At 58.3% G+C, this 22,510-nt stretch carries 18 protein-coding genes and 1 pseudogene; 9 read left to right on the forward strand and 10 right to left on the reverse strand.

Features of this window, described 5'->3' with window-relative positions; genetic code table 11:
- Positions 1-112: 112 nt before the first annotated feature.
- The 3 genes and pseudogenes from BN1123_RS21020 (at position 113) to BN1123_RS16645 (ending at position 4,211) form a co-directional block, all read left to right on the forward strand.
- Positions 113-1,276 (forward strand): annotated as a pseudogene (locus BN1123_RS21020) (IS3 family transposase).
- A 204-nt stretch (positions 1,277-1,480) separates the two neighbouring features.
- Positions 1,481-3,196 carry a PglL family O-oligosaccharyltransferase gene (locus BN1123_RS16640; RefSeq protein ID WP_156130678.1) on the forward strand — a complete coding sequence of 572 codons (1,716 nt, stop codon included), beginning with the start codon at positions 1,481-1,483 and terminating at the stop codon, positions 3,194-3,196.
- Between the two features lie 607 nt (positions 3,197-3,803).
- Positions 3,804-4,211, forward strand: a complete 408-nt coding sequence (locus BN1123_RS16645; RefSeq protein ID WP_042028392.1) for an H-NS family histone-like protein — start codon at positions 3,804-3,806, stop codon at positions 4,209-4,211.
- Between the two features lie 408 nt (positions 4,212-4,619).
- On the opposite strand, the gene BN1123_RS16650 is transcribed toward BN1123_RS16645, so the two are convergent.
- From BN1123_RS16650 to BN1123_RS16675, 6 genes are all read right to left on the reverse strand, one after another.
- Positions 4,620-5,984: an efflux transporter outer membrane subunit gene (locus tag BN1123_RS16650; protein WP_042028393.1), complete on the reverse strand. Its 1,365-nt coding sequence runs from the start codon at positions 5,982-5,984 to the stop codon at positions 4,620-4,622.
- A 2-nt stretch (positions 5,985-5,986) separates the two neighbouring features.
- Entirely contained in the window at positions 5,987-7,945 is a 1,959-nt protein-coding gene (locus BN1123_RS16655; RefSeq protein ID WP_042028394.1) for a MacB family efflux pump subunit, read from the reverse strand.
- Complete coding sequence (locus BN1123_RS16660) at positions 7,942-9,105, reverse strand: efflux RND transporter periplasmic adaptor subunit (RefSeq protein ID WP_042028395.1); 1,164 nt, start codon at positions 9,103-9,105, stop codon at positions 7,942-7,944. Before BN1123_RS16660 ends, BN1123_RS16655 begins: the two co-directional genes overlap by 4 nt.
- A 206-nt stretch (positions 9,106-9,311) precedes the next feature.
- A complete protein-coding gene (locus BN1123_RS16665; RefSeq protein WP_042028396.1) occupies positions 9,312-10,202 on the reverse strand; it encodes a manganese-dependent inorganic pyrophosphatase in 891 nt (296 codons plus the stop codon).
- Positions 10,203-10,423: 221 nt separating this feature from the next.
- Positions 10,424-12,088: a DNA repair protein RecN gene (recN, locus tag BN1123_RS16670; protein ID WP_042028398.1), complete on the reverse strand. Its 1,665-nt coding sequence runs from the start codon at positions 12,086-12,088 to the stop codon at positions 10,424-10,426.
- 138 nt (positions 12,089-12,226) lie between these two features.
- Positions 12,227-13,540 carry a 6-phospho-beta-glucosidase gene (locus BN1123_RS16675; protein ID WP_042028399.1) on the reverse strand — a complete coding sequence of 438 codons (1,314 nt, stop codon included), beginning with the start codon at positions 13,538-13,540 and terminating at the stop codon, positions 12,227-12,229.
- Between the two features lie 162 nt (positions 13,541-13,702).
- Here BN1123_RS16675 and BN1123_RS16680 point away from each other — a divergent pair, with 162 nt between their 5' ends.
- Positions 13,703-14,635, forward strand: coding sequence for a LysR substrate-binding domain-containing protein (locus tag BN1123_RS16680; RefSeq protein WP_042028400.1), 933 nt, complete (start codon positions 13,703-13,705; stop codon positions 14,633-14,635).
- Here BN1123_RS16680 and nadK read toward each other — a convergent pair.
- The gene (gene nadK, locus BN1123_RS16685) at positions 14,632-15,516 is read right to left on the reverse strand and encodes an NAD(+) kinase (protein WP_026457306.1); all 885 of its coding nucleotides are present in this window, start codon (positions 15,514-15,516) and stop codon (positions 14,632-14,634) included. The two genes, BN1123_RS16680 and nadK, sit on opposite strands and share 4 nt — an antisense overlap.
- Positions 15,517-15,797: 281 nt before the next feature.
- Here nadK and grpE point away from each other — a divergent pair, with 281 nt between their 5' ends.
- From grpE to dnaJ, 3 genes are all read left to right on the forward strand, one after another.
- Complete coding sequence (gene grpE / locus BN1123_RS16690) at positions 15,798-16,373, forward strand: nucleotide exchange factor GrpE (protein ID WP_026457546.1); 576 nt, start codon at positions 15,798-15,800, stop codon at positions 16,371-16,373.
- Between the two features lie 311 nt (positions 16,374-16,684).
- On the forward strand, positions 16,685-18,613 hold the full coding sequence (gene dnaK / locus BN1123_RS16695; RefSeq protein ID WP_042028401.1) for a molecular chaperone DnaK: 1,929 nt from the start codon (positions 16,685-16,687) through the stop codon (positions 18,611-18,613).
- Between the two features lie 106 nt (positions 18,614-18,719).
- The gene (gene dnaJ / locus BN1123_RS16700) at positions 18,720-19,862 is read left to right on the forward strand and encodes a molecular chaperone DnaJ (protein ID WP_042028402.1); all 1,143 of its coding nucleotides are present in this window, start codon (positions 18,720-18,722) and stop codon (positions 19,860-19,862) included.
- An 82-nt stretch (positions 19,863-19,944) separates the two neighbouring features.
- Here the strand turns inward: dnaJ and BN1123_RS16705 are convergent, their stop codons facing one another.
- The 3 genes from BN1123_RS16705 to BN1123_RS16715 form a co-directional block, all read right to left on the reverse strand.
- On the reverse strand, positions 19,945-20,673 hold the full coding sequence (locus tag BN1123_RS16705) for an MgtC/SapB family protein (protein WP_026456405.1): 729 nt from the start codon (positions 20,671-20,673) through the stop codon (positions 19,945-19,947).
- Positions 20,674-20,879: 206 nt separating this feature from the next.
- Positions 20,880-21,254, reverse strand: a complete 375-nt coding sequence (locus BN1123_RS16710; protein ID WP_042028404.1) for a hypothetical protein — start codon at positions 21,252-21,254, stop codon at positions 20,880-20,882.
- Positions 21,255-21,613: 359 nt separating this feature from the next.
- Positions 21,614-21,799 (reverse strand): YgaP family membrane protein, encoded by a 186-nt coding sequence (locus BN1123_RS16715; protein WP_042028405.1) that lies wholly within the window; start codon positions 21,797-21,799, stop codon positions 21,614-21,616.
- Between the two features lie 107 nt (positions 21,800-21,906).
- Here BN1123_RS16715 and BN1123_RS16720 point away from each other — a divergent pair, with 107 nt between their 5' ends.
- Together BN1123_RS16720 and BN1123_RS21850 are read left to right on the forward strand one after the other, a co-directional pair.
- On the forward strand, positions 21,907-22,221 hold the full coding sequence (locus BN1123_RS16720; RefSeq protein ID WP_042028406.1) for an ArsR/SmtB family transcription factor: 315 nt from the start codon (positions 21,907-21,909) through the stop codon (positions 22,219-22,221).
- A partial coding sequence (locus tag BN1123_RS21850; RefSeq protein WP_042028407.1) for a YeeE/YedE family protein occupies positions 22,221-22,510 on the forward strand: 290 nt, incomplete at its 3' end. The genes BN1123_RS16720 and BN1123_RS21850, both read left to right, overlap by 1 nt.

The raw sequence follows: 22,510 nt of genomic DNA on the forward strand, positions 1-22,510 counted from the left end.
AGTTAGTTCCATTCAAGCTGCATCGATTTGAGCAACAACGCCACTGTAGTGGTCTAATCATCCCAGACACCATTTTAGGTGGTACAGTCGCCACCATAACCTGAGGTGTTCAATGACAAGATTACGTCGCTCATTTACTGCCGAATTCAAACTCGACGCAGCATCCCAGGTGCTCGACCAGGGATATTCTGTCCCTGAAGCCAGCCGTTCACTGGATGTCGGTGAAACCGTACTGCGCCGCTGGGTTCAGCAACTGCAATCCGAACGCAGTGGCACAACCCCAATCGGCAAAGCACTGACTCCGGAGCAGCAAAAAATTCAGGAGCTGGAAGCCCGCATCAACCGGCTCGAACGTGAAAAGGACATTCTAAAAAAGGCTACTGCTCTCTTGATGGCGGACGAGTTCACACGTACGCGCTGATAGACCGATTAAGGGAGCAAGCCCCCATCACCTTGGTCTGTTGCGCTTTCGATGTGCCCACTTCCTGTTTTTTCCGATTATCTGGCCCGCAGGCGGGCGATTAACTGTGAGCGTATGCAGCAGCGCTGTGAGTTGCGCCGTTTGTTCAAAGCGAGCCGGAACTCAGCGGGCAGCCGCGCCTTGATGTCGATGATGCGAGAGTTGGGGTATCAGATTGGCCGATTCAGAATACGGAACCTGATGAAGGAAGCCGGGCTGGCATCCAAACAGCCGGGCGCACACCGCTATAAGGTGGCACAGTCTGAACGACCGGACATTCCCAATCTGCTGGCACGCGAATTTGATGTCCAGCAACCCAATCAGGTGTGGAGTGGCGATATCACCTACGTCTGGGCAAGTGCTCGTTGGCATTACCTAGCAGTGGTGCTTGACCTTCATACCCGGCGAGTCGTGGGCTGGGCGATGTCTGACAAGCCTGATGCAGAGCTGGTAATCAAAGCACTGGAGATGGCCTATCAGCAGCGGGGTTGTCCATCCGGTGTGCTGTTTCACTCAGACCAAGGCAGTCAATATGGCAGCCGGGCATTTCGGCAACGACTGTGGCGCTATCGCATGAACCAGAGTATGAGTCGGCGTGGAAACTGCTGGGATAACGCCCCGATGGAGCGGTTGTTCAGAAGCCTGAAGTCAGAGTGGATCCCGGTAACGGGATACGTGAGCCTGCGGGAAGCGAGGCGGGATATCAGTTATTACATGATGGATTACTACAACTGGCGGCGTCCACACCAACACAATGACGGGATACCGCCAGCAAGAGCCGAGGTTCGGCCTAATCAAGCGTCCGGATTTAGTTGACCACTACAGTGGGCAACTTTCAGGTGAATACCTCCTCCACACAGATTGTACTTGTGCATCATGCCTTTCGTCGGTTAGATGAGGCATAATGTTCGTTGATGATGAGTTGAGGGGGCAATTAGCCCCCTCTCTTTTTATTGGTGTCTTTTGTGCCCTCTATGTTGGGTAGGCCTAAGGAGCTGGGCTGTGACATTAACGCGAATCATGAAGATCTTATGTGCACTGTATTGGCTGCTGGGTATGCATTTTTTTATGCACAATCCCGGTGGTGCTGGACTCTATCTGCCCTTTAATGCATGGGGATGGGTTTTTGCCAGCCTGATGATTGGTATGGGGTTGTGGCAGGTGACTCTGCGTCAACGTATCACTTTTTCTCCATTGCAGGTTGCACTATGGTTTGGGGCCTTGCTGCTGCTGTTGCCCATGGCTTACCGTGGATTTGAGCTGAAAGATTATGCCATTCCCCGTTTACTGGGGTTATATGCTGGCCTTCTGTTTCTATTTGGCCTTTACCAGTGGAGATTGACGCGCCCGCAGCGTGATAGCTTGCTCTATCTCATATTGATTGCCATAGCGATAGAGGCGCTGCTAGGGCTTGTTCAGTTTTATCTGCTGACGCCCGGAAACTGGATTGGGTATGACACCAAGGTAAATCGTCCCTACGGTATTTTCCAGCAACCTAATGTGATGGCCAGTTTTATGGCAACGGGGATGGCTCTGGCGATCTGGTTGGAGTTACGAAGTGATGACTCACGAGTACTGATGGGTTTGCGTTACAGTGTCATATTCTCAACTGTATTGCTGTTGGTAGTGTTGCAATCTCGAGTAGGCCAGTTGAGTGGATTGTTGGCGCTGCTTATGTTGCTGCCACAACTTAGGCAACAACGAAAGCTTGGACTCATATTAGGTCTTGTGTTTCTGGCCATCATTTTGGGACTTTTATCCCAGTATTTGATGGCAGGAGAAAAGCGTGGGTTGGAGATCTACCAGTCTGGCGGAATGCGCTCTATTTACTGGCCCTACGCATTGAAGCTGGTGAGTGAACAACTCTGGACAGGATGGGGCTACGGTAGTTTCGAGTCCGTTTTCCTCCATCATTATATGGCCGATAAAGCAGTGAACCCGGCTATGGTACAAATTGAGTACAACCTGGATCATCCCCACAATGAATTCTTGTATTGGACTGTGGAGGGAGGACTCGCTCCTATGCTCGGTATGCTGATAATGGGGGGCGCGTTGTTATGGCGTCTTTCGTGTGCACCGGGGAAAAATGCCATGGCCATGCTGGCTCTAGTGACTCCTGTTCTGCTTCATTCCCAGACAGAATATCCTTTTTACCATGCCATCGTATCGTGGTGGTTGCTATTAACGCTGATCTATTTAATTGATGCAGAAGTAGAAGAAGCGAATGTAGCAATCAGAAGCCAAACAACTTGGTGGGAGTGGGTTTATCGACCCTGGTTCTTGCTGCGTTTTGTGGCGATTACCATCCCTTTATTGGTTGTTCCCTTTATGCTAACAGCTCTGCATACCGCCTGGGTGGTGACCAAGTATGAAAGAGGGGGCTATAAGGAACCGACTCTCCTACTGGATATCGTCAATCCCATGGCGTGGTTGACTCGGGTTGAATTTGATGTCAATTCGGTGCGGTTGATGGTGGGTCTGCAAACCAATAACAAGGCTGAACTGGAGGCCTATCTGGAGTGGGGGCAGGCTTTTGTACGACATACACCACGGGCCAATATTTACGCCAACATGGTGGTTGCCCTTAATGCCCTCGGGCGTACGGATGAAGCAAACACCATGCGTCGGGGGGCGCTGCAACTCTATCCTGATGATCCTCTGCTCACAAAATCAGCGGCCAAGTCGGTGATCACCGGCGTTGATCAGCCTGCTGAAAGTGACGCCAGGGCTAAATAAAGTAATTGTTGAGCTACTAAAGCCTGCTTCTGTCAAGAGCAGGCTTTTTTTGTTGTCGTGCTTGAGGGGCGGCTGCCATATTCTTCTGGTCGGGATGGCTGTGTCGGGTAATGATGCTTGATGCCTGCCATTAATCGCAAAGGTTACCCCAAAAGGAGTGGGTGAGTATTCAACGGATTGATTTTAATCAATTATTGCCAGGGTTTCATTTGGTTGCTATATATTGAAGTTCTGCCTTGCAATAGCGGCATGCAAATCAGAGATGAGCAAAATACAAGTGTTTAATATGCTGGTGATGTTAAAAAGGAGCTGTGTTATCTAGGGCGAATGATTGCTTGGCATCTGTTGTTGCATTGCTTCAGCGCCCCTATGGCTATGCTGAATGGAGTATTAATGGAGTATGTAATAGTGTGCTTTGCGATGAATCCGATGGTCATTTCTGATTGACGCCGAGCTTTTTCTTTCTATGGTTTTGTTATCAATCGTGGTTGCTGTCGATAGACTATGGTAAAAATGGACTCTAATACAGAAAAACTGTATGTCGTTATGAATTGTCCATGCTATTCTGAAACTGTTATCCCTGTGATCGATTTTTTGTGAGGAAATAATGAACGAGTTTCTGAAAGTTCTGCTGAACATTCGCAGTCTGCGTGCCGCTATTCGTGAGCTGCCGTTTGAGCAGCTGCTGGAAGCTAAAGAGAAGTTTGATCTGGTTTATCAAGAGCGCGCCGACTCTGTTGAGCAGGAGCGTGCCGAGCAGGAAGAGCGCCAGCGCAAACTGAATGAATTCACCGAAATGCTGCAGCAAGCAGGTATTGATCCCCGTGAATTGCTGGCTACTGCGGCTGCTCCGGCTGCTACTGGCGCCACCAAGAGCAAGCGTGCTCCGCGTCCGGCCAAATACAAGTATGTAGAAGATGGCCAGGAAAAAACCTGGACTGGCCAGGGCCGTATGCCTAAAGCCATTGCAGCTGAAGTTGCACTGGGCAAAGATCTGAGCGAGTTTCTGATCTAATTTGTTGCGCCAAGCAATCTGATAATGCCGCCTTTGAGCGGCATTATTTTTGTGCGTTATTAATGTTAACCGATGTTTCTATTCGTTATTTGATTCTCTCTTGACTCCTCTGTATTCCTTTTCTTTCGGCTTTTCATCCCCAGGATAAATATCTGTGTCGTGATTAATTTCATGATGCATTCCGGTATCGGCGAACCATGTAGTTTTGCTGGAGACAAAAGAAGCTGTACATTCGTAGCCATCACCGCTTGCGTCTATTGCACGTTATCTCTGACTTTTTTGATGGAGTTTGGTAGAAGAAAAAAGATGGGATGTTGAAGAACCGGCACACTCGCCAATGATAATGAGTAATGTGCGGGGGAGTGGCAATAATAAGGCCCCGATCTGGCAACAACGCGGGCCTTATGTTTATTGGGCGAGTGGGGCGTCTGTGCCCCCAATGGCCTGATAAATTCTGGCCATCACGTTGAGTTGCTCTCGTTGCTGAGCGAGCAGGTTCTGCTCTGCATCCCACAAGCGATTCTGTTCATCCAGCCAGGTCTGCACACCGGTGGCGCCCGCCTCGAAGCGCGCCCTGGCGAGCCGTTCAGACTCTTTGGCATAACCCAGCTGTTCCTGGAGATAGGCGAGTCGTTGCTGGCCATGATGGCGGGCTGCCAGATTGTCTTCGACTTCGACCAGCGCTGCATAGAGCTGCTTGCGAAACTCGGTTTCGGCGATCTGGTAATCAAGCGCTGAGCTGTCGATGGCGAGCCGGGTGCGGTTGTACTCAAGGAAGGGAAGAGCCAGGCTTGCCCCCAGCGTCCCGACCGGATTTTGCAGCACCTGAGCCAGCCTGTCCGACGCCGTGCTGGCGTTGCCGGTCAGGGTCAGCGACGGGTAGAAGCTGGCGCGGATCTCATCCCCCTTGGCGAGGGTCTTGCGCAGTCGCAGCTCCGCCGCCTTCACATCCGGGCGACGGGCCAGCAGATCGGCGGGAATGCCGACGGCAAGCTCGGGGATGGGCTGAAGCGCAAGACTGGCGGGGACATATGCCAAGGGGCCGCTGCTACGCCCCAGGAGCAACCTTAGGGCGTTGCTGGCCTGCTCTTGCTGGGTTTTCAGCGACGCCAACTCGGCTCGCTTGCCAGCCACCTGTTGGCGAGTTTGGGCCAGATCGAGCCGGGTTATGGCGCCTGCGCGGTATTTGGCCTCGGTCAACCGTTCGGTGCGTACCAGATTGGCCAGTTGTTGCTCGCCAAGGGCGATAGCCGAGCCGAGATAACCCAGCTGCCAGTATTGCTCCAGCGTCTTGCCAATCAGTATCAGACGGGTGCTGGCCAGATCCTGTTCACTGGCAGCTGCCTCCCAGCTTGCCTGATCCCGCACCGATGCCAGCTTGCCCCACAGGTCTACCTCATAACTGAGGCCGAGAGCGGGCCCCAGTGTGCTGCTGGCACTCCCCGTCTTCAGGTTCTTGTTAGCGCTGGCATCAAGGCTGCCAGTGACCGAGGGGGTGAGGTTGGTATCGGCCTGCTCCGAGCCAAGTTGTGCGCTTTTGAGCTTGAGTGCGGCGACGTGCATATCCGGATTGGCGGCCAGCACGGCCTCGACCAGGCGGTCGAGCTGAGGGTCATGGAATCCCTGCCACCAGGCCCCTGATTGTGCCAACTGCTGGGTGTCATACGCCTGTTGCCACTGGGGCGCGATAGCCAGCTCGGGTCTTTGATAGCTGCTGTGCTGGCTGCAGCCGCCGAGGGCCACGCAGAGGGCCAACCAGGATAATTTGTACATTGTTATTCCCTCGCCAGTGCGACCACGGGGTCGAGCCGCGCCGCATTGCGCGCCGGCAGATAACCGAACAGGATCCCGATGAGTGACGAGCAGCCGAAGGCCATCAGGATGGAGAAGAGCGAAAACTGCATCTGTATGGTGTCGACCAGCAGGGAGAAGACCACACCAATGCCGAGCGCGAGCGCGACGCCGAAGATGCCCCCCAGTAGGCTGACCATCACGGCTTCGATCAGGAACTGCTGCAAGATGTCCGATTGACGTGCCCCCACGGCCATGCGAATGCCGATCTCGCGGGTGCGTTCCACCACGGAGACCAGCATGATGTTCATTACCCCCACACCGCCGACGATCAGCGAGATCACGGCGATGGCCGAGACCATCAGGGTCATGGTGGCCGTGGTTTTCTCCACCGACTTGATGATGCTGTCGCTGCTGAAGGTGAAGAAATCCTTCACTCCGTGGCGCTTGGTGATCAGCTCGATCATCGCCTGTTCGGCCAGCGCCGGCTGGATGCCATCCTTGACCCGTATGGTGATCTGGCTGAAGTGGCGCTGGGAGATGAGGCGGCTCATCACGGCGCTATAGGGGAGCCAGACATTGACCGACTGGCTGCTGGGGCCAAAGCCGGTCTCCTGGGTGACGACCCCAATGATGCGTACCGGCAGGGTGCCGACCAGTACCACCTTGCCGATGGGATCATCCTTGCCGAGCAGGCTTGGAATGCTCTTCTGGTCGACCACGGCCACCGCCGAACGCTGTTGTATGTCTCGCCACTCCAGTAAGCGACCACTTACCAATGTCATGCCCTTGACCTTGAAGTAGTCGTTGCCGACCCCGGTTACGTTGCCGCTGCTGGTCTTGTTGCGATAGCGAAGTTGTCCCGAGCTGATGATCTCCGGGCTGGCACCTGCCAGATAAGGTTGTCCCAGCAAGGCATCGAGATCCCCCTGATTGAGGGTCTGGATGCTGGCCATCTTTTCATCTCCCCACCCCTTGCCCGGGAAGATCTCTATGGTGTTGGTTCCCATCGCATTGATCTGCTCGATCACCTTGGTGCGGGCTCCCTGGCCGAGGGCCACCACGCTGACGACCGCCGCGATGCCGATGATGATGCCCAGCATGGTGAGAAAGGTGCGCATCCGGTGGGCCAGCATGGCATGCAGGGCCATCCGGCCAGCTTCCCGATAGCGATCCCAGTCAAGGCTGGCTCCTCCCTGACTGGCAACGGGGAGGGGGATGGTCGATGGGGAAGCCTGTTCGCGCTGACCACTGTCCTGCTGAATGCAGCCATCCTTGAGGGTGATGATGCGATCCGCATGGTTGGCGACCCCCATGTCGTGGGTGACCAGTATGATGGTGTGGCCCAGGGCATGAAGCTCCTTGAGGATGGCCATCACCTCCTTGCCGCTCTGGCTGTCCAGCGCACCGGTCGGTTCATCGGCCAGGATCACCTCGCCACCATTGGCCAGCGCCCGGGCGATACTGACTCGCTGTTGCTGGCCGCCGGAGAGCTGTCCCGGGGTATGGTGGCGACGTTCGTCAAGACCCAGTCGCTCCAGCAGCTGCTTCGACCTGGCCTGACGAGCCTGACGTTCGGTGCCGGCATAGACGGCGGGGATCTCCACGTTGGCTGAGGCGTCCAGATGAGGCAGCAGGTGATAGCGCTGAAAGATAAAACCGAAGTGATGGCAGCGCAGGCGCGCCAGTGCCAGGGCATCCAGGGTCGCCGTGTCCTGGCCACGAAACAGGTACTGGCCGCTGCTGGGCCGATCGAGACAGCCAAGCAGATTCATCAGGGTCGACTTGCCGGAGCCGGAGGCCCCGACGATGGCGATCATCTCGCCAGCCTGAATGGTCAAGTCGAGGGGATGGAGCACGGTAACTTCCTGCTCGCCGCTCTGGTAACGGCGCTCGACCCCTTTTAGCTGGATCAGGGGCGGCTGGTTCAGCGGCTCGCTCATAACATCATGCCTTCTTCTTTGTCCGCTATGGGCGCGCCGTGGTTGAGCTGCACTTCGTCCTGCTCCGTCAGCCCGCTCACCACCTCGATGCGGATCTCGTCCTTCATCCCGGTCTTGATGCGGCGAGTCTCACCGGGAGCGCCGTCCCTGACCAGGGTTACCTCATATTCGTTGTTAGCCACCTGCTTGCCGAGCGCAGTCTGCGGCAGAGTGAGTACCTGCTTGCGTTCGCCGAGCACTATGGTCACCTGGGTGGTCATGGCCACGCGCAGAGCATGGTCCGGGTTGGGCACATCAAACAGGGCGTAGTAGTAGACGGCGGCATTGCTGGTGGTACTGGTGGTGGTGACCTGTTCATTGATATTGGTGGGGGCCAGCTCCACGGCCCGCAGGGTGCCCTGATAGCGGGTGTCCGGATCGCCTATCAGGGTGAAATAGACCGGCATGCCCGCTTTCACCTTGGTAACGTCAGCTTCTGAGATCTGGGCCTTGACCGTCATGGTGTCGAGATTGGCCAGTTTCAGCAGGGTTGGCACCGTCTGGCTGGCGGCCAGGGTCTGACCCTGACGGGTGACTATGCTGATGACGGTGCCATCCATGGGGGCCAAGATCTTGGTGTAACCCAGCTCGGTCTGGGCCCGTTCCACCTTGATACGGGCACTGTCGATATTGGCCTGGCTGTTTTGCAACTCGGCGCGCGTGACGGCGAGTTGGGCTTCGGCACTCTCCAGATCGGCGCGAGAGCTGGCCTCCTGCCTGAACATCTCTACCTGACGGCGCCAGGCCAGCTCGTACTGTTTGAGCTGGGCTTGCTTGATCTTGAGTTGGGCGAGGTTGCTGGCGAGCTCGGCTTCGGCTGTTTTCAGATTGTTCTGGGCGATGAGAGGGTCAATCTCGGCCAGCAGATCCCCCTTGTTGACCTGAGCGCCGTCCTCGACGGCCAGGTGGGTCACCTGACCGGAAACCTGTGCCCCCACATCCACCTGCTCGATGGCCTGCAACACGCCGCTAGCCAGCACGGTTTGGCTAATGTCTTCCCGGGTGACTTTGGCGGTGAGCATCTCGGTGGCCGGTTGGCTTGGCCAGGCCAGCCAGCCGATGAGGGCCGCGACGAACAGGGTAGAGAGCGCCAGGGCTGTGCGCTTGGGACTTGGGGTCATGGATCACCTGACTGAAAACGGAATAAGAGAAGTGCCGCGAGTATCCTGCAGCAAAGCCTTGCCAATGAACAGTCAGAAATATGTAAGCAAAATTATGCGCTTATCTGTCAGTAAGCGAAGTAATTGGGAAGGGGACGCTGATAGACGGGGATTGAAAGAAAAAAGCCCCGCCATCAGGCAGGGCTCGGGACGCCTCAGGTTAAGGCTCAGGCCTTGGCCAGCAGCTCCATGACCCAGGGCAGGCCCTGCTTCTTGCGGCTGACGAAGCCTGGGTGGAAGCAAGATTCGGTGGGGACCTTGGGATGGGCGGTAAAGTGAATGCGGCTGGCGGCAGCGGTAAGGTCAGTCACCATCAACACGAAGAAGTCGAGCCCTTCGCTTGCCACGCGCGCGGCCATCTCCTGCTGCAGTGCCGGGAGATGCTCGGCCAGCTGCTGTTCACTGCCCACCTCGATCTGGCTCATGATGAAGCTGCAACCTTCGGCCTGGAACGCTTTCTCGTCCTGTTGCAGCAACTGGGCCGGAGTCAAGCCGCTCAAATCGGTCTTGGCTATCAGCAGTTGTTGGCCAAATTCGGCCAGAGAGACCTCGGCCAGCTCGGCCAGACGCTCGCAGGCGACCTTGTCCTGCTCTGTGGTGGTGGGGGAGGTGAGGCAGAGGGTGTCACTCATGATGGCACCCAGCATCAGGCGGGCCTGGCTGCGTGTCACCTGACCCTGTTGGCTCAGCAGCTCGAAGGCGATGGTGCAGGTGCAGCCCACGGCGCGGATCCAGGCATCCAGCGGCGATTGGGTGATCAGGGTGCCGAGGCGGTGGTGATCCACCAGGCCCAGTACGTTGGCCTGTGCCAGGGTCGCGGGGCCCTGTTCCAGATCACTGAAATCCACCAGCCAGACATCTTCACCGGCAAGATCCCGGGTCAGCAGTTCGGGTTCGGCAACGCCAGCCTGCTCCAGGATGAAACGGGTTTCGGTGCGCAGGTCGCCCAGGCGCCATGGGGTGGCTTGACGCCCCTGGGCATTGAGCCAGTCGGCGATGACCAGGGCGCTGCAGATACTGTCGCTATCAGGATTCTTGTGACCAAAAACGTGGATCATAGACAAAGCCTCACAATGGGATACCCAAAAAGGGGGCGGGTACTATGCGAAATCCCGGAAATGAAGGCAACCTGAACCCCCTTGGATGTTGCTGCCTGCTTGGCCTTACTCGCACTTTCATTGATCTGGGTCGGTGATCCGGCGACTCAGGGTGTCCGTGAACAGGCACCATGACGCCCCTTGGCGCGGATTGTCATGGTGTAGGGAGGAGGAGAGCTGTGTCAGGCTCGCAACAACTCGCGCGCATTGGCCAGGGTAATGTCGGTGATCTGATCGCCCCCCAGCAGGCGGGCCAGTTCATTGAGGCGGGCCGGCTGATCGAGGGCACACATCTGGGTTTCGGTGGTTTTGCCATCGGTATGCTTGCTCACCACCATGTGCTGGTGGCCATTGCCCGCTACCTGGGGCAGGTGCGTGACCACCATCACCTGGGTCGACTCGCCGAGCTGGCGCAACAGGCGCCCTACCACGGCGGCGGTCGGGCCGCTGATCCCCACGTCTACCTCATCGAAGATCAGGGTGGGAGTGGAAACCTTGCGGGCGCTGATCACCACGATGGCGAGGCTGATGCGTGACAGCTCGCCGCCGGAGGCCACCTTGCCGAGCGGCTGGATGGGCTGGCCCGGGTTGGTGGTGACCATGAACTCTACCCGATCGATCCCCAGAGGCGAGAGACTGCTCTGGGCATCGGGGCGCACCTCGATGGCGAAACGGCCATCTGGCATCGCCAGTTCGTGAATGCTGGTGGTCACTTGGGCAGCTAGCTCCTGTGCGTAGCGCTGGCGGCTCTGGCTCAGGGCCTCGGCCGACTGCAGAAACGCCTGGCGGGCGGCGGCCAGTTCATCTTCCATCCCTTCCAGGCGCTCCTCATCGGAGTTGAGGCGGGCAAGATCGCAGGCCAGCTCCTGATGGTGCAGCGCCAGATCCGCCGGTTTGACATGATGCTTGCGGGCCAGATTGATCGCTCTTGAGAGGCGGCTCTCCAACTCGTTGAAGCGCTCGGGATCCAGCTCCAGCCGATCCAGATAGCTGCGCAGTTCGCTATGGCTCTCCTGCACCTGGATGAGAGCATTGTTCAGCATCTCCAGCACCGGATTGAGGCGGCTGTCCATGCCGACCAGCCCTTCAGCCTTGTCGACGGCGACCTGCAGCAGGCCGGCGATGGTGGTGTCATCGTTGTCATAGAGCAGATCCAGGCAGAAGCCGCACTCCTGCATCAGCTCGGTGCCGTTGGCCAAGCGCTGGTGTTCTTCCTCTATCTCTTCAAACTCCCCCGGTTGCAGAGCAAATTCATCGAGCTCCTGCACCTGGTATTCGATGAGCTGACGGCGGGCCTCCCGTTGCTGTTGCTCGGCTTTCAATCGGTTGAGCTCGTTTTGCAGCTGGCGCCATTGCTGGTAGTGCTGGCGCACCTCGTCGAGCAGCAGGTGATGGCCGGCGTAGCCATCCAGCAGGGCGAGCTGGTAGTCCGGCTTGAGCAGCAGCTGGTGGGCATGCTGGCCGTGCACGTTGACCAGTAGCTGGCCAAGGTTCTTGAGCTGGGTGAGGGGCACGGGCACCCCGTTGATATAGCTGCGCGAGCGCCCCTCGGCGGAGATGACCCGGCGCACTATGCACTCCCCTTCGTTTTCCAGCTCGTTGGTGGCAAGCCAGGCGCGGGCGGCCGGGTTGCCATCGAGCTGGAAGCGGGCACTGACTTCGCTTTTGTCGCTCCCCGGGCGCACCATGCTGGCCTCGGCCCGCTCGCCAAGGCACAGGCCGAGGGCGTCGATGGCGATGGATTTGCCGGCGCCGGTCTCGCCTGTGATGCAGGTCATGCCCGGTTGCAAATCGAGTTCGAGAAACTTGACGATGGCGAAGTTGTTGACGGTCAGCTGGGTCAGCATGGTCTCATCCTGTATGGGTCAACATTACTGTTTATGCATCCAGTATATACTGGTCTTATATACAGTAAAGAGGCGCTGCCATTTTTAACAGGGCAGGCCACCAGGCGGGTGGCCTGCGGGATTGCAGAAAGGTGAAGATTAGTGGAAGGCTGACATCAAATCTGGGTGGGCGGCGATCACCTCGTCCAGTGCCTGTTCCAGTCGGTGGCCGCTGGTAATGAGGGGATTCAGTACCAAGGCACGCCAAGCCGTATGGCGATTGCCGGTGATGGCTGCCTCGATGGTGAGCTGCTCGAACTCCTTCATCAACTGCAGCAGGCGCAAGGTGTCTTGCGGGAAGGGGGCCACATTAAGCGGAAGCGGACCCGACTTGGTGATGAGAGAGCTCACTTCCACGGCACACTCGTCCGGCAGGCCGTTGATAGCGCCGTTGTTGCGGATGTTGACGTGCATGATGATACGCTTGTCGTTGTGGATGGCACTCATCAGCTCACACGCGGCCTCCGAGTAATACTGGCCGCCGCGTCCTTCCAGCGCTTTGGGCTTCTCGGTGAGATCCGGGTTGCGATAGAGCTCGAACAGCTGCTGTTCGATGGTCTTGACCACCTCACCCCGGGTGCCTTCGCCGCTGGCCTCCCCGAGCTCCTGTTTGAGGATATCGTCGCTCATGTAGTAGTAGCGCAGATAGGCACAGGGGATCATGCCCAGATTGGCCAGCAGATCCTTGGGCCAGGCAAAGGGGGGGATATTGCGCGGTACCAGCGGATCGTGCCCTTGTGCGATCCGGGCAATCACCTCGCCGAGTTTGTTCTCGCCCTGATGCTGAATCTGGCGCACGAAGATGAAATGGTTGAGTCCGGCCACCTGCATGATGAACTCCTGCTCGTCATGACTCTCCAGCATAGTGGCGACCCCTTTTTGCATGATCACTGGCACGTTGCACAGCCCAACCGCCTTTATCTTGCTGTGGCGCAATACGGCTTCGGTCACCATGCCCGACGGGTTGGTGAAGTTGAGCAGCCAGGCATCGGGGCAGAGGCGTTCCATGTCGGCGGCGATCTGCAGAGCGATGGGGATAGTCCGGCAGGCGTTGGCAAAGCCGCCCAGTCCGTTGGTTTCCTGGCCGATCAGGCCGTATTTCAACGAAATCCGCTCATCGCTGATACGAGCTTCCAGGCAGCCGGCGCGAAACTGGGAGCAGACGTAGTCGGCCCCGTACAGTGCCTCTTCCCGATCCAGCCGGGTTTCAACCCGTACCGCCAGCCCAGCCTTGGCCAGCATGCGGCGGGTGAGGGCTGCGATGATCTCCATTTTCTCGCGGCCATCGTCGATGTCTACTAGCCAGAGTTCGTGCAGCGGTAACTCGTGCTGACGCTGGATCAACCCTTCGATCAGCTCCGGGGTGTAGCTAGAGCCTGCACCGATGATCACAATCTTGAGTCCGTTTTTCATTGTCCACCTCATGAACAGGGATAGGGATGGACCCTATTAAAGGGGGAGCCTGGCGGGCGGACAAACGAAATAAGGGGTGGTATGGATTAGCCTGTTTAATGCATAAGGAGAAATGTCATACTGATGACTTGCGTCGCAACCAGCGTCATTACGAGGTTATCCATGCTGGTACAACAGAATATCCTGGCCCTGCTGCACACTTTCGAGAGCACGGCCCGTTACCTCAGTTTCACTCGTGCCGCCGAGGAGATGAACCTCACGCAGGGGGCCATCAGCCACCGCATTCGCCATCTAGAAGGGTTGTTGGGTTTTCGTCTGTTTATTCGCCTGACCCGCAAGTTGGAGTTGACTGAAGAGGGGGCACGACTGCTGGCGACCCTGAGCCATTCTCTGCGCCAGATCAACGAAGAGATTGAAGATATCCGGGCTCAGGATCTGCGAGGGACGCTCCATGTCGGTGTTGCTCCGACGCTGGGGCTCAACTGGCTGATGCCAAGGCTACCCCGTTTCCAGCAGCGCTGGCCCGGGTTGAACGTGATGATGCGGGTTCGGGCCGGGGCGGTGGATTTCAACGAGGAGCGGGTGGATCTCGCCATCTACTACGGTGCGATCCGCTGCAGTGATCTGCACCGGGAGCTGTTGATGGAGGAGCGTCTGGTACCCGTCTGCTCCCCTGCCTATGCCGAGCGGCTGGGGTTGCTGCAGGAACCGGCACAGTTGACTGAGGCCTGTTTTATCCATGCCTCGGAATCGACCGATGTGCAGCAGCTCTTCTCGGAGTGGCGCCTCTGGAGCGATGGTTCTGGTATGACATTGCCCTACGATCAGTGTCACTACGGTTTCAATCACTACCAGATGGCTCTGCAGGCGGCGCAAGGTGGCATGGGGGTCGCTATGGGGAGGGAGGTACTGGTGCGCAACTTGCTGGAGCAGGGCGTGCTGGTGGCGGTAGGAGGCCCGGCGGTGGCTGCCGGGCGTAATTACGAGCTGATCTCTCCATTGGAGAACCGCGAGCGACCGCGCTTTCGTGCCTTTAGCGACTGGCTGCGTAGTGAAGTGGCGCTCAGCCAGTCAGCTCATGACCTTGCCCCTTAAAACAGCTTGCTGCCCCAGCCGAGCTTGTTGCGCAGTACGTGGAAGTAGCTGTAATCGAGAGGATGCACCAGATGCAGCTGGTGGTGGCTCTTCTTGATGAGGATCTCGTCCCCCGGGTGCACCGCCAGGGTGACCTGGCCGTCGCAGCTCACCTGCATGGCGTCATCCTGATTGTCGGGAGAGACCAGCAGGCGCACCTCGCTGTCGGCATCCAGTACGATGGGACGACTGCTCAGAGTATGCGGGAACATCGGCACCAGCGTGATTGCGTTGAGCTTGGGGGTGAGGATGGCGCCACCGGCTGAGAGTGAATAGGCGGTGGAACCGGTTGGAGTGGCCACTATGATGCCATCCGAGCGCTGGCTGTACATGAAGCTGCCGTCGATATAGACCTCGAACTCGATCATGTGGGCGATCTTGCCCGGGTGCAGCACCGCCTCGTTCACCGCCAGGTTGCTCGACTTGCGCTCCCCGTGGCGATAGACGGACGCCTCCAGCAGGAAGCGGTGCTCGCTCTTGTAGTGACCGGAGAGCACCTGCTCGAGGGGCAGCAGGTAATCCTGGGGGGAGAGATCGGTCAGAAAACCGAGGTTGCCCCGGTTCACCCCGATCACCGCCACATCGAAGCGAGACAAGACCCGGGCCGCCCCCAGCATGTTGCCGTCACCGCCGACCACGATGGCGAGATCCGCCTGCTGGCCCAGCTGTACCAGATCCATCACGTCCTCTTCGAGGATCGAGAGGGTCTGGGCGACCCGGCTCTCGACCAGCACCCGGAAACCGCGGGTCGTCAGGTACTGATGCAAGCCGGTCAGCGTCTGGTTGGCTCCCTCATGATGGGGTTTGCCAATCAGGGCGATGGTTTTGAACGGAGAATCCATAGTCTGTCTGATCCACAGGGGTATTGCGGGCCAGTATACAGTGGTTTGTCCCGCTTGTGAGCCGCCCATATGGGATGGAGGGTCTCTATCCCCTTGAACCAGATGGCGAAAGCGTGAACGGGGTCGCAAGGAAAGGCGCACATCCGGCGCCATGAATGACCTTTTTCCCTTGAAAGCCGGGGATCCATCCCCATAATAGCGCCAACATAGTCGGTCTGTTGCCGTCTGGTCGCTCAGCCAGAGGTCAGGCCCTCATAAGTAACCCCGCAATTGGAGATGTCATGAACCACGAAGAGCAAAAGGTTGAAGCGATGGAGCAAGTTGAAGCCCAGCCAGTCGAGCCGACCGATGTAGACAGTGAAGTGACAGCCGAGCAGGCACGTATTGCCGAACTGGAAGCACAGCTGGAAGCGGCCCAGCAGGCCTCTGCCGAAGAGCGCGAGCGTGCCATTCGTGCCGTCGCCGAGATGGAAAACCTGCGTCGCCGCGCGGCCCAGGATGTCGAGAAGGCACACAAGTTTGCCCTCGAGAAGTTTGCTGGTGAACTGCTGCCGGTGCTGGACAACCTGGAGCGCGCCATCGAGCTCGCCGACAAGGAAAACGATGCCCTCAAGCCGATGATCGAAGGTGTCGAGTTGACCCTCAAGTCCATGCAGAGCGGCGTGGCCAAGTTCGGTCTGGTGGCGCTGGATCCGACCAACCAGCCGTTTGACCCCAATGCTCACCAGGCCATGAGCATGGTGCCGAGTGCCGACGTGGCACCCAACACCGTCATCGCCGTGATGCAAAAAGGCTACGAGCTGAACGGTCGCGTCATCCGTCCGGCCATGGTGATGGTGTCCAAGTCTGCTGACTGATCATCGTATCCTCACCAAGCCCGCCGCTTGGCGGGCTTTTTGTTTGTCGCGACGCTGTTGCTGGTCGCCAAGGGTATCGGCAAGCCTCCCCTGGCAACGAGCAAGGCGTTCACAGCGGATAAAGAGTACGGTTTTTTAGGGAGAGGGGCTTGAAGCGGCATCTGGCGACCCCATATAGGGAACAAGGCCACGGCGGCACAAAAAATTTGATGCCGGGAGCTTGAAAGCCGAATTGGCAGCCCCCACCTAGCCGTTAACGCATTGAGGCGAGTCTCTCGCCGGTTTATTCAAAGTATTTGGAGATTTCTCAAATGGGTAAAATCATCGGTATTGACCTGGGTACTACCAACTCCTGCGTCGCTATTCTGGATGGCGACACTGCTCGCGTGATCGAAAACGCAGAAGGTGATCGTACTACTCCGTCCATCATTGCCTATGCCGATGATGGCGAGATCCTGGTTGGTCAGCCGGCCAAGCGTCAGGCCATCACCAACCCGAAAAACACCCTGTTCGCCATCAAGCGTCTGATTGGCCGTCGTTTTGAAGATGACGAAGTGCAGCGTGACCTGAAAATCATGCCGTACGCCATCGCCAAGGCCGACAACGGTGACGCCTGGGTCGAGGTGAAAGGCAAGAAGATGGCACCGCCGCAGATCTCTGCCGAAGTGCTGAAGAAAATGAAGAAGACCGCCGAGGACTACCTGGGCGAGCCGGTGACCGAAGCCGTTATCACTGTTCCGGCCTACTTCAACGACGCCCAGCGTCAGGCCACCAAGGATGCCGGTCGCATCGCGGGTCTGGACGTCAAGCGCATCATCAACGAGCCGACTGCGGCTGCGTTTGCCTACGGCGTGAACAAGGTCAAGGGCGAGCGCAAGGTTGCCGTATATGACCTGGGTGGCGGTACCTTCGATATCTCCATCATCGAGATCGACGAAGTCGAAGGCGAAACCACCTTCGAAGTACTGGCGACCAACGGTAACACCCACCTGGGTGGTGAAGACTTTGACAACCGCGTCATCAACTACCTGGTTGACGAGTTCAAGCGCGAGCAGGGCATCGACCTGCGCAACGACCAGCTGGCTCTGCAGCGTCTGAAAGATGCCGCCGAGAAAGCCAAGATCGAGCTCTCTTCTGCCCAGCAGACTGACGTGAACCTGCCGTACATCACCGCAGACGCCACCGGTCCGAAGCACATGAACATCAAGGTTACCCGCGCCAAGCTGGAATCCCTGGTGGAAGACATGGTGAAAGACTCCCTGGAGCCGGTCCGTGTCGCCCTGAAAGACGCCGGTCTGGCAGTAGGCGAGATCGACGACGTCATCCTGGTAGGCGGTCAGACCCGTATGCCGCTGGTTCAGAAGACCGTTGCCGAGTTCTTCGGCAAAGAACCGCGCAAAGACGTCAACCCTGACGAAGCCGTGGCCATGGGTGCTGCCATCCAGGGTGCCGTACTGTCCGGTGACAAGACCGACGTACTGCTGCTGGACGTGACCCCGCTGTCTCTGGGTATCGAGACCATGGGTAGCGTGATGACTGCGCTGATCGAGAAGAACACCACCATCCCGACCAAGAAGTCCCAGGTGTTCTCTACCGCCGAAGACAACCAGTCAGCCGTGACCATTCACGTGCTGCAGGGTGAGCGCAAGCGCGCCAGCGACAACAAGTCCCTGGGCCAGTTCAACCTGGAAGGCATCCGCCCGGCACCGCGTGGTCTGCCGCAGATCGAAGTGACCTTCGACATCGATGCCAACGGTATCCTGCACGTCTCCGCGAAAGACAAGGAGACCAATAAGGAGCAGAAAATCACCATCCAGGCCTCTTCCGGTCTGTCTGATGAAGAGATCGAACGCATGGTACGCGAGGCCGAAGCCAACGCGGCCGAAGACAAGAAGTTCGAAGAGCTGGTGCAGACTCGCAACCAGGCTGACGGTCTGGTCCACTCCGTGCGCAAGCAGATCACCGAAGCCGGTGATGCCCTGCCTGCCGACGACAAGACCAAGATCGAAGCCGCGGTCAGCGAGCTGGAAGCTGCCCTCAAGGGTGACGACAAGGCTGCCATCGAAGCCAAACAGCAGGCTCTGCTGGAAGCGTCCCAGAAGCTGATGGAAATTGCCCAGCAGCAGGCTCAGGCACAAGGCACAGCCGGTGCTGATGCCGGCCAGTCCTCCTCTTCTACCAAGGCTGACGACGACGTGGTCGACGCCGAGTTCGAAGAAGTGAAAGACGACAAGAAGTAAGCCCTACCCAGATGGGCGAGGTCCGCTTCGCCTATCGGCTTAAGTCTATGAATTCACGGGCGTTGGGTGACCAACGCCCGTCTGCATAACTGCTAACAGGATGAGTATGTCGAAGCGCGATTTCTACGAAGTGCTGGGGGTATCGAAAGATGCCGACGAGCGCGAGATCAAGAAGGCGTACAAGCGTCTGGCCATGAAGTATCACCCTGACCGTAATCAGGGCGATGCCAATGCCGAAGAGAAATTCAAAGAGGTCAAGGAGGCCTACGAGGTCCTGACCGATGCCAACCTGCGTGCCCGTTACGATCAGTACGGCCATGCCGGTGTCGATCCGAGCCAGGGTGGCGGCGGCCACGGTGGCTTTGGCGGCGGTGCCGATTTTGGCGACATCTTTGGCGATGTGTTTGGTGACATCTTTGGTGGCAGTCGTGGAGGTGGCCGTCGCGGCCCGGCCCGTGGCGCCGACCTGCGCTATACCATGGAATTGACCCTGGAAGAGGCGGTGCGTGGTGTCTCCAAGGAGATCAAGGTACCTACTCTGGTCCACTGTGAGGTGTGTAACGGCTCCGGTGCCCACACCGGGAGCTCTGCCCAGACCTGCCCGACCTGCCACGGCTCCGGCCAGGTACAGATGCGTCAGGGTTTCTTTGCAGTGCAGCAGCCCTGCCCGCACTGTCACGGTCGCGGCAAGATCATCAAGGATCCGTGCCGCAAGTGCCATGGCGAAGGGCGCTACCAGAAGACCAAGACCCTGTCGGTCAAGATCCCGGCTGGCGTCGACACCGGCGATCGCATCCGTCTCTCCGGCGAAGGGGAAGCGGGGGAAGCCGGCGCACCGGCTGGCGATCTGTATGTGCAGGTGCACGTCAAGGAGCACGAGATCTTCGTGCGTGATGGCAACAACCTCTACTGCGAAGTACCCATCAGCTTCACTGCGGCAGCCCTGGGTGGCGAGATCGAAGTGCCGACCCTGGACGGCCGGGTCAAGCTCAAGGTAACCCCGGAGACCCAGACCGGCAAGATGTTCCGCATGCGTGGCAAGGGCGTCAAATCGGTGCGCTCCGGCCAGGTGGGGGATCTGATGTGCAAGGTGGTGGTCGAGACCCCGGTCAAGCTGACCGAGCAGCAAAAAGAGCTGCTGCGTCAGCTGGACGAGTCGTTTAGCGGTGCCGCCGCCAAGACCCACAAGCCGAAATCGGAAGGCTTCTTCGAAGGAGTGAAACGCTTCTTCGACGATCTGACCAGCTGATGTTCGCGACCCAGATATAAAGAGCCGGCCCTGTGCCGGCTCTTTTTTTGCCTGTTCATCGCCAAAGCCCAATGTATCTGTGTCAATCCGCGGTGCTGGCATGCCAGAACACCTGCTTGATATGAGGGTGAATACTCAGCTTTTGCATCAGGGCATCGAGCTCGTCGCCGTCGATGGAGGTGGCGAGCAGCACTGCCGAGATCTCCAGATCCCGCTCGCCGAACGGCGCTATATCCAGTTCGCTCAAGGGGTAGTCGGCCCGCTCCAGCATCTCTTCCAGCCAGTGCAGCACCTCTTTCTGGTGCTCGCGGGAGGTGAGCGCCGTCACCTTGCAGGTCACCTCGGTATCGAGATTGTCTACCGGGCGGCGGTTGATCTGGTTGACCAGAGGGCGCAGCAGGGTGTTGGCGGCCAGTACGAACAGGGCGCCCAGCATCGCCTCCATGGCAAGGCCGGCACCGCAGGCAGCACCGACGGCGGCAACGCCCCACAGGGTGGCTGCCGTGTTGATGCCGCGGATGTTGCCCGATTCGCGCATGATGACGCCGGCGCCGAGAAAGCCGATGCCGGAGACGATATAGGCCACCACATGAACCACGCCATAAGTACCGCCGTGCAGGTCGTGGATGCGCTGGGCCAGATTGACGAACAGAGCCGCGCCCACGGCGACCAGCACGTTGGTACGAAGGCCGGCGGTACGCTGGCGATACTGGCGCTCCAGCCCCACCAGGCTGCCGAGCACGAAGGCCAGCAGCAGGCTGGCCAGGGTGTCGCCCAGGGCGATCACATCGAGTTGTTGCCACATTCTCATGGTTTGCTCCTTCCGGTTGCGAATGGCCTTGCTGCAGGCAAGTGGCTCTGTTGAGCGATCCCGTTGCCAGCAGCTGGCCGTCTCGTGCGCCAGCGACCATGTCGACATGAAAAGGGCGCACGAAGACATGACCCGCCCATGGAGGATGCAAGCGGGTCGTTGGAATGGATGGAAAGGGGCCGGCAGGGCCGGCCCCGGATGTCAGGTCAACTGAACAGGGTCTCGGGGTCGCGACGGGGACGCAGCTCCCAGCGAACCGGATGCTGAACCCCGACCTGGTGCACGAACTGCACCAGATAACGCCGCTGGGGCGGGGTGCAGTCGAGGCTCAGTACCAGCTCCCGGCTACCGCCGCGTCCCGGTCGCAGAGACTGAAAGGGATGCAGGCCCGCCGGTTGCAGGGTGTGATTGACCATGTCGAGCACCTGCTCCATATCGGCGCGATCCTGGCAGCGGATCTGCAGCCGGTAGTGGTGGCGATGTTGCCTGCGGCGCAGCCAGAGCGGCAGCAAACCACGGCCCAACCTGCTCAGCAGGGGATGGGTCCGGACGGTGACAGACGATGTTGAAACAAAACGCATAGCAGCCTCCTTGTGGGAAGCAGAAACTATGCAGGCAAGGTGTCCCGGCCTTGGCCCGGTCACCTGACGTCAAGTGTAAAAAGAGAAAGGGGAGTGGATTTCCGCTTCTCGCAGGGCTGCGAGCAAGCGGCAGAGGAAGACCTGCGGTTAGCTCGCGACCCGGGTACCGACGACGAGGGTCGGTCTACAACTGTCACTTGATGAGTTGCCCACTGATGGTCTCCGCTATTGATAAGAGGCTGGGATCATAGCCAACTAACCAGGCCGGGTAAACCTTCAGGCCCTTTTGGCAACATCTTGCAACAATTGGGCGTTGCCAGGGCCATGCCTGCCTCTTCATGCGGCACCTCGAATCCAGGTTATTTAAACCCCATTCGCTTGAGGAGCATGGCCGCCGGGCAGAACCCGGTGAACGCGCTCTGGATCAGGTTGACCCCGACGAAGACGCTCAGCCAGACAAAGCCCGGGTGAACCCAGTGGGTCAGTGCCAGCGACAGCAGCAGCATGCAGCCTGCGACTATCCTCACGCCATTGTCTACCGTCATCTGTTGCTCCTTTCCTTGGTGGTGGCTGATCTTTAAATTAGATGTTGCTAATTTAGTTTTTATTTATAGAATAAAACCAAATATAAGCAACTACTAATTTACTGCTTATGACACAGTTCGATGAGATGACCCGCCACGCGAGCGCGGCGGCTGCGTTACTCAAGGCCCTGGCTCATCCGGAGCGGTTGATGGTGCTCTGTCAACTGGTGGAAGGGGAGAAAGGGGTCGGCGAACTGCTGGCCCACAGCCAGCTGGGGCAGTCGGCCTTCTCCCAGCAATTGTCGGTATTGAAGCGCCAGGGTCTTATCCGCTCGCGCAAGGTCTCCCAGCAGATCTACTACTCGCTGGTGAGCGAGGCCGCCGTCGATGTACTGGCGGCGTTGCAAACCCATTTTTGTCACTCTGAAAATAAGGAATCTTGATGATGGAAACGCAATGGCTGCTCTCCCTGGGCGGGGGCATGCTGGCCGGATTGGCCGCTCTGATCCTGTTGTTGTGCAACGGCCGGGTCGCCGGGATCAGCGGCATTCTGGCGGGCGCTCTGCAACAAAAGCAGGCCTGGCGCTGGCTCTTCTTGCTGGGACTGGGGGCGGGAGCCTGGCTGGCCCTGACCCTGGGGTGGGCCAAGATGCCCGACTTCACGGCCCTGCCTGGCTGGCCGCTGGTGCTGCTGGCGGGTCTGCTGGTCGGCGTCGGTTCCCGCCTTGGCAA

This window comes from Aeromonas enteropelogenes (assembly GCF_000819845.1).
GTDB classification, from domain to species: Bacteria; Pseudomonadota; Gammaproteobacteria; order Enterobacterales; family Aeromonadaceae; genus Aeromonas; species Aeromonas enteropelogenes.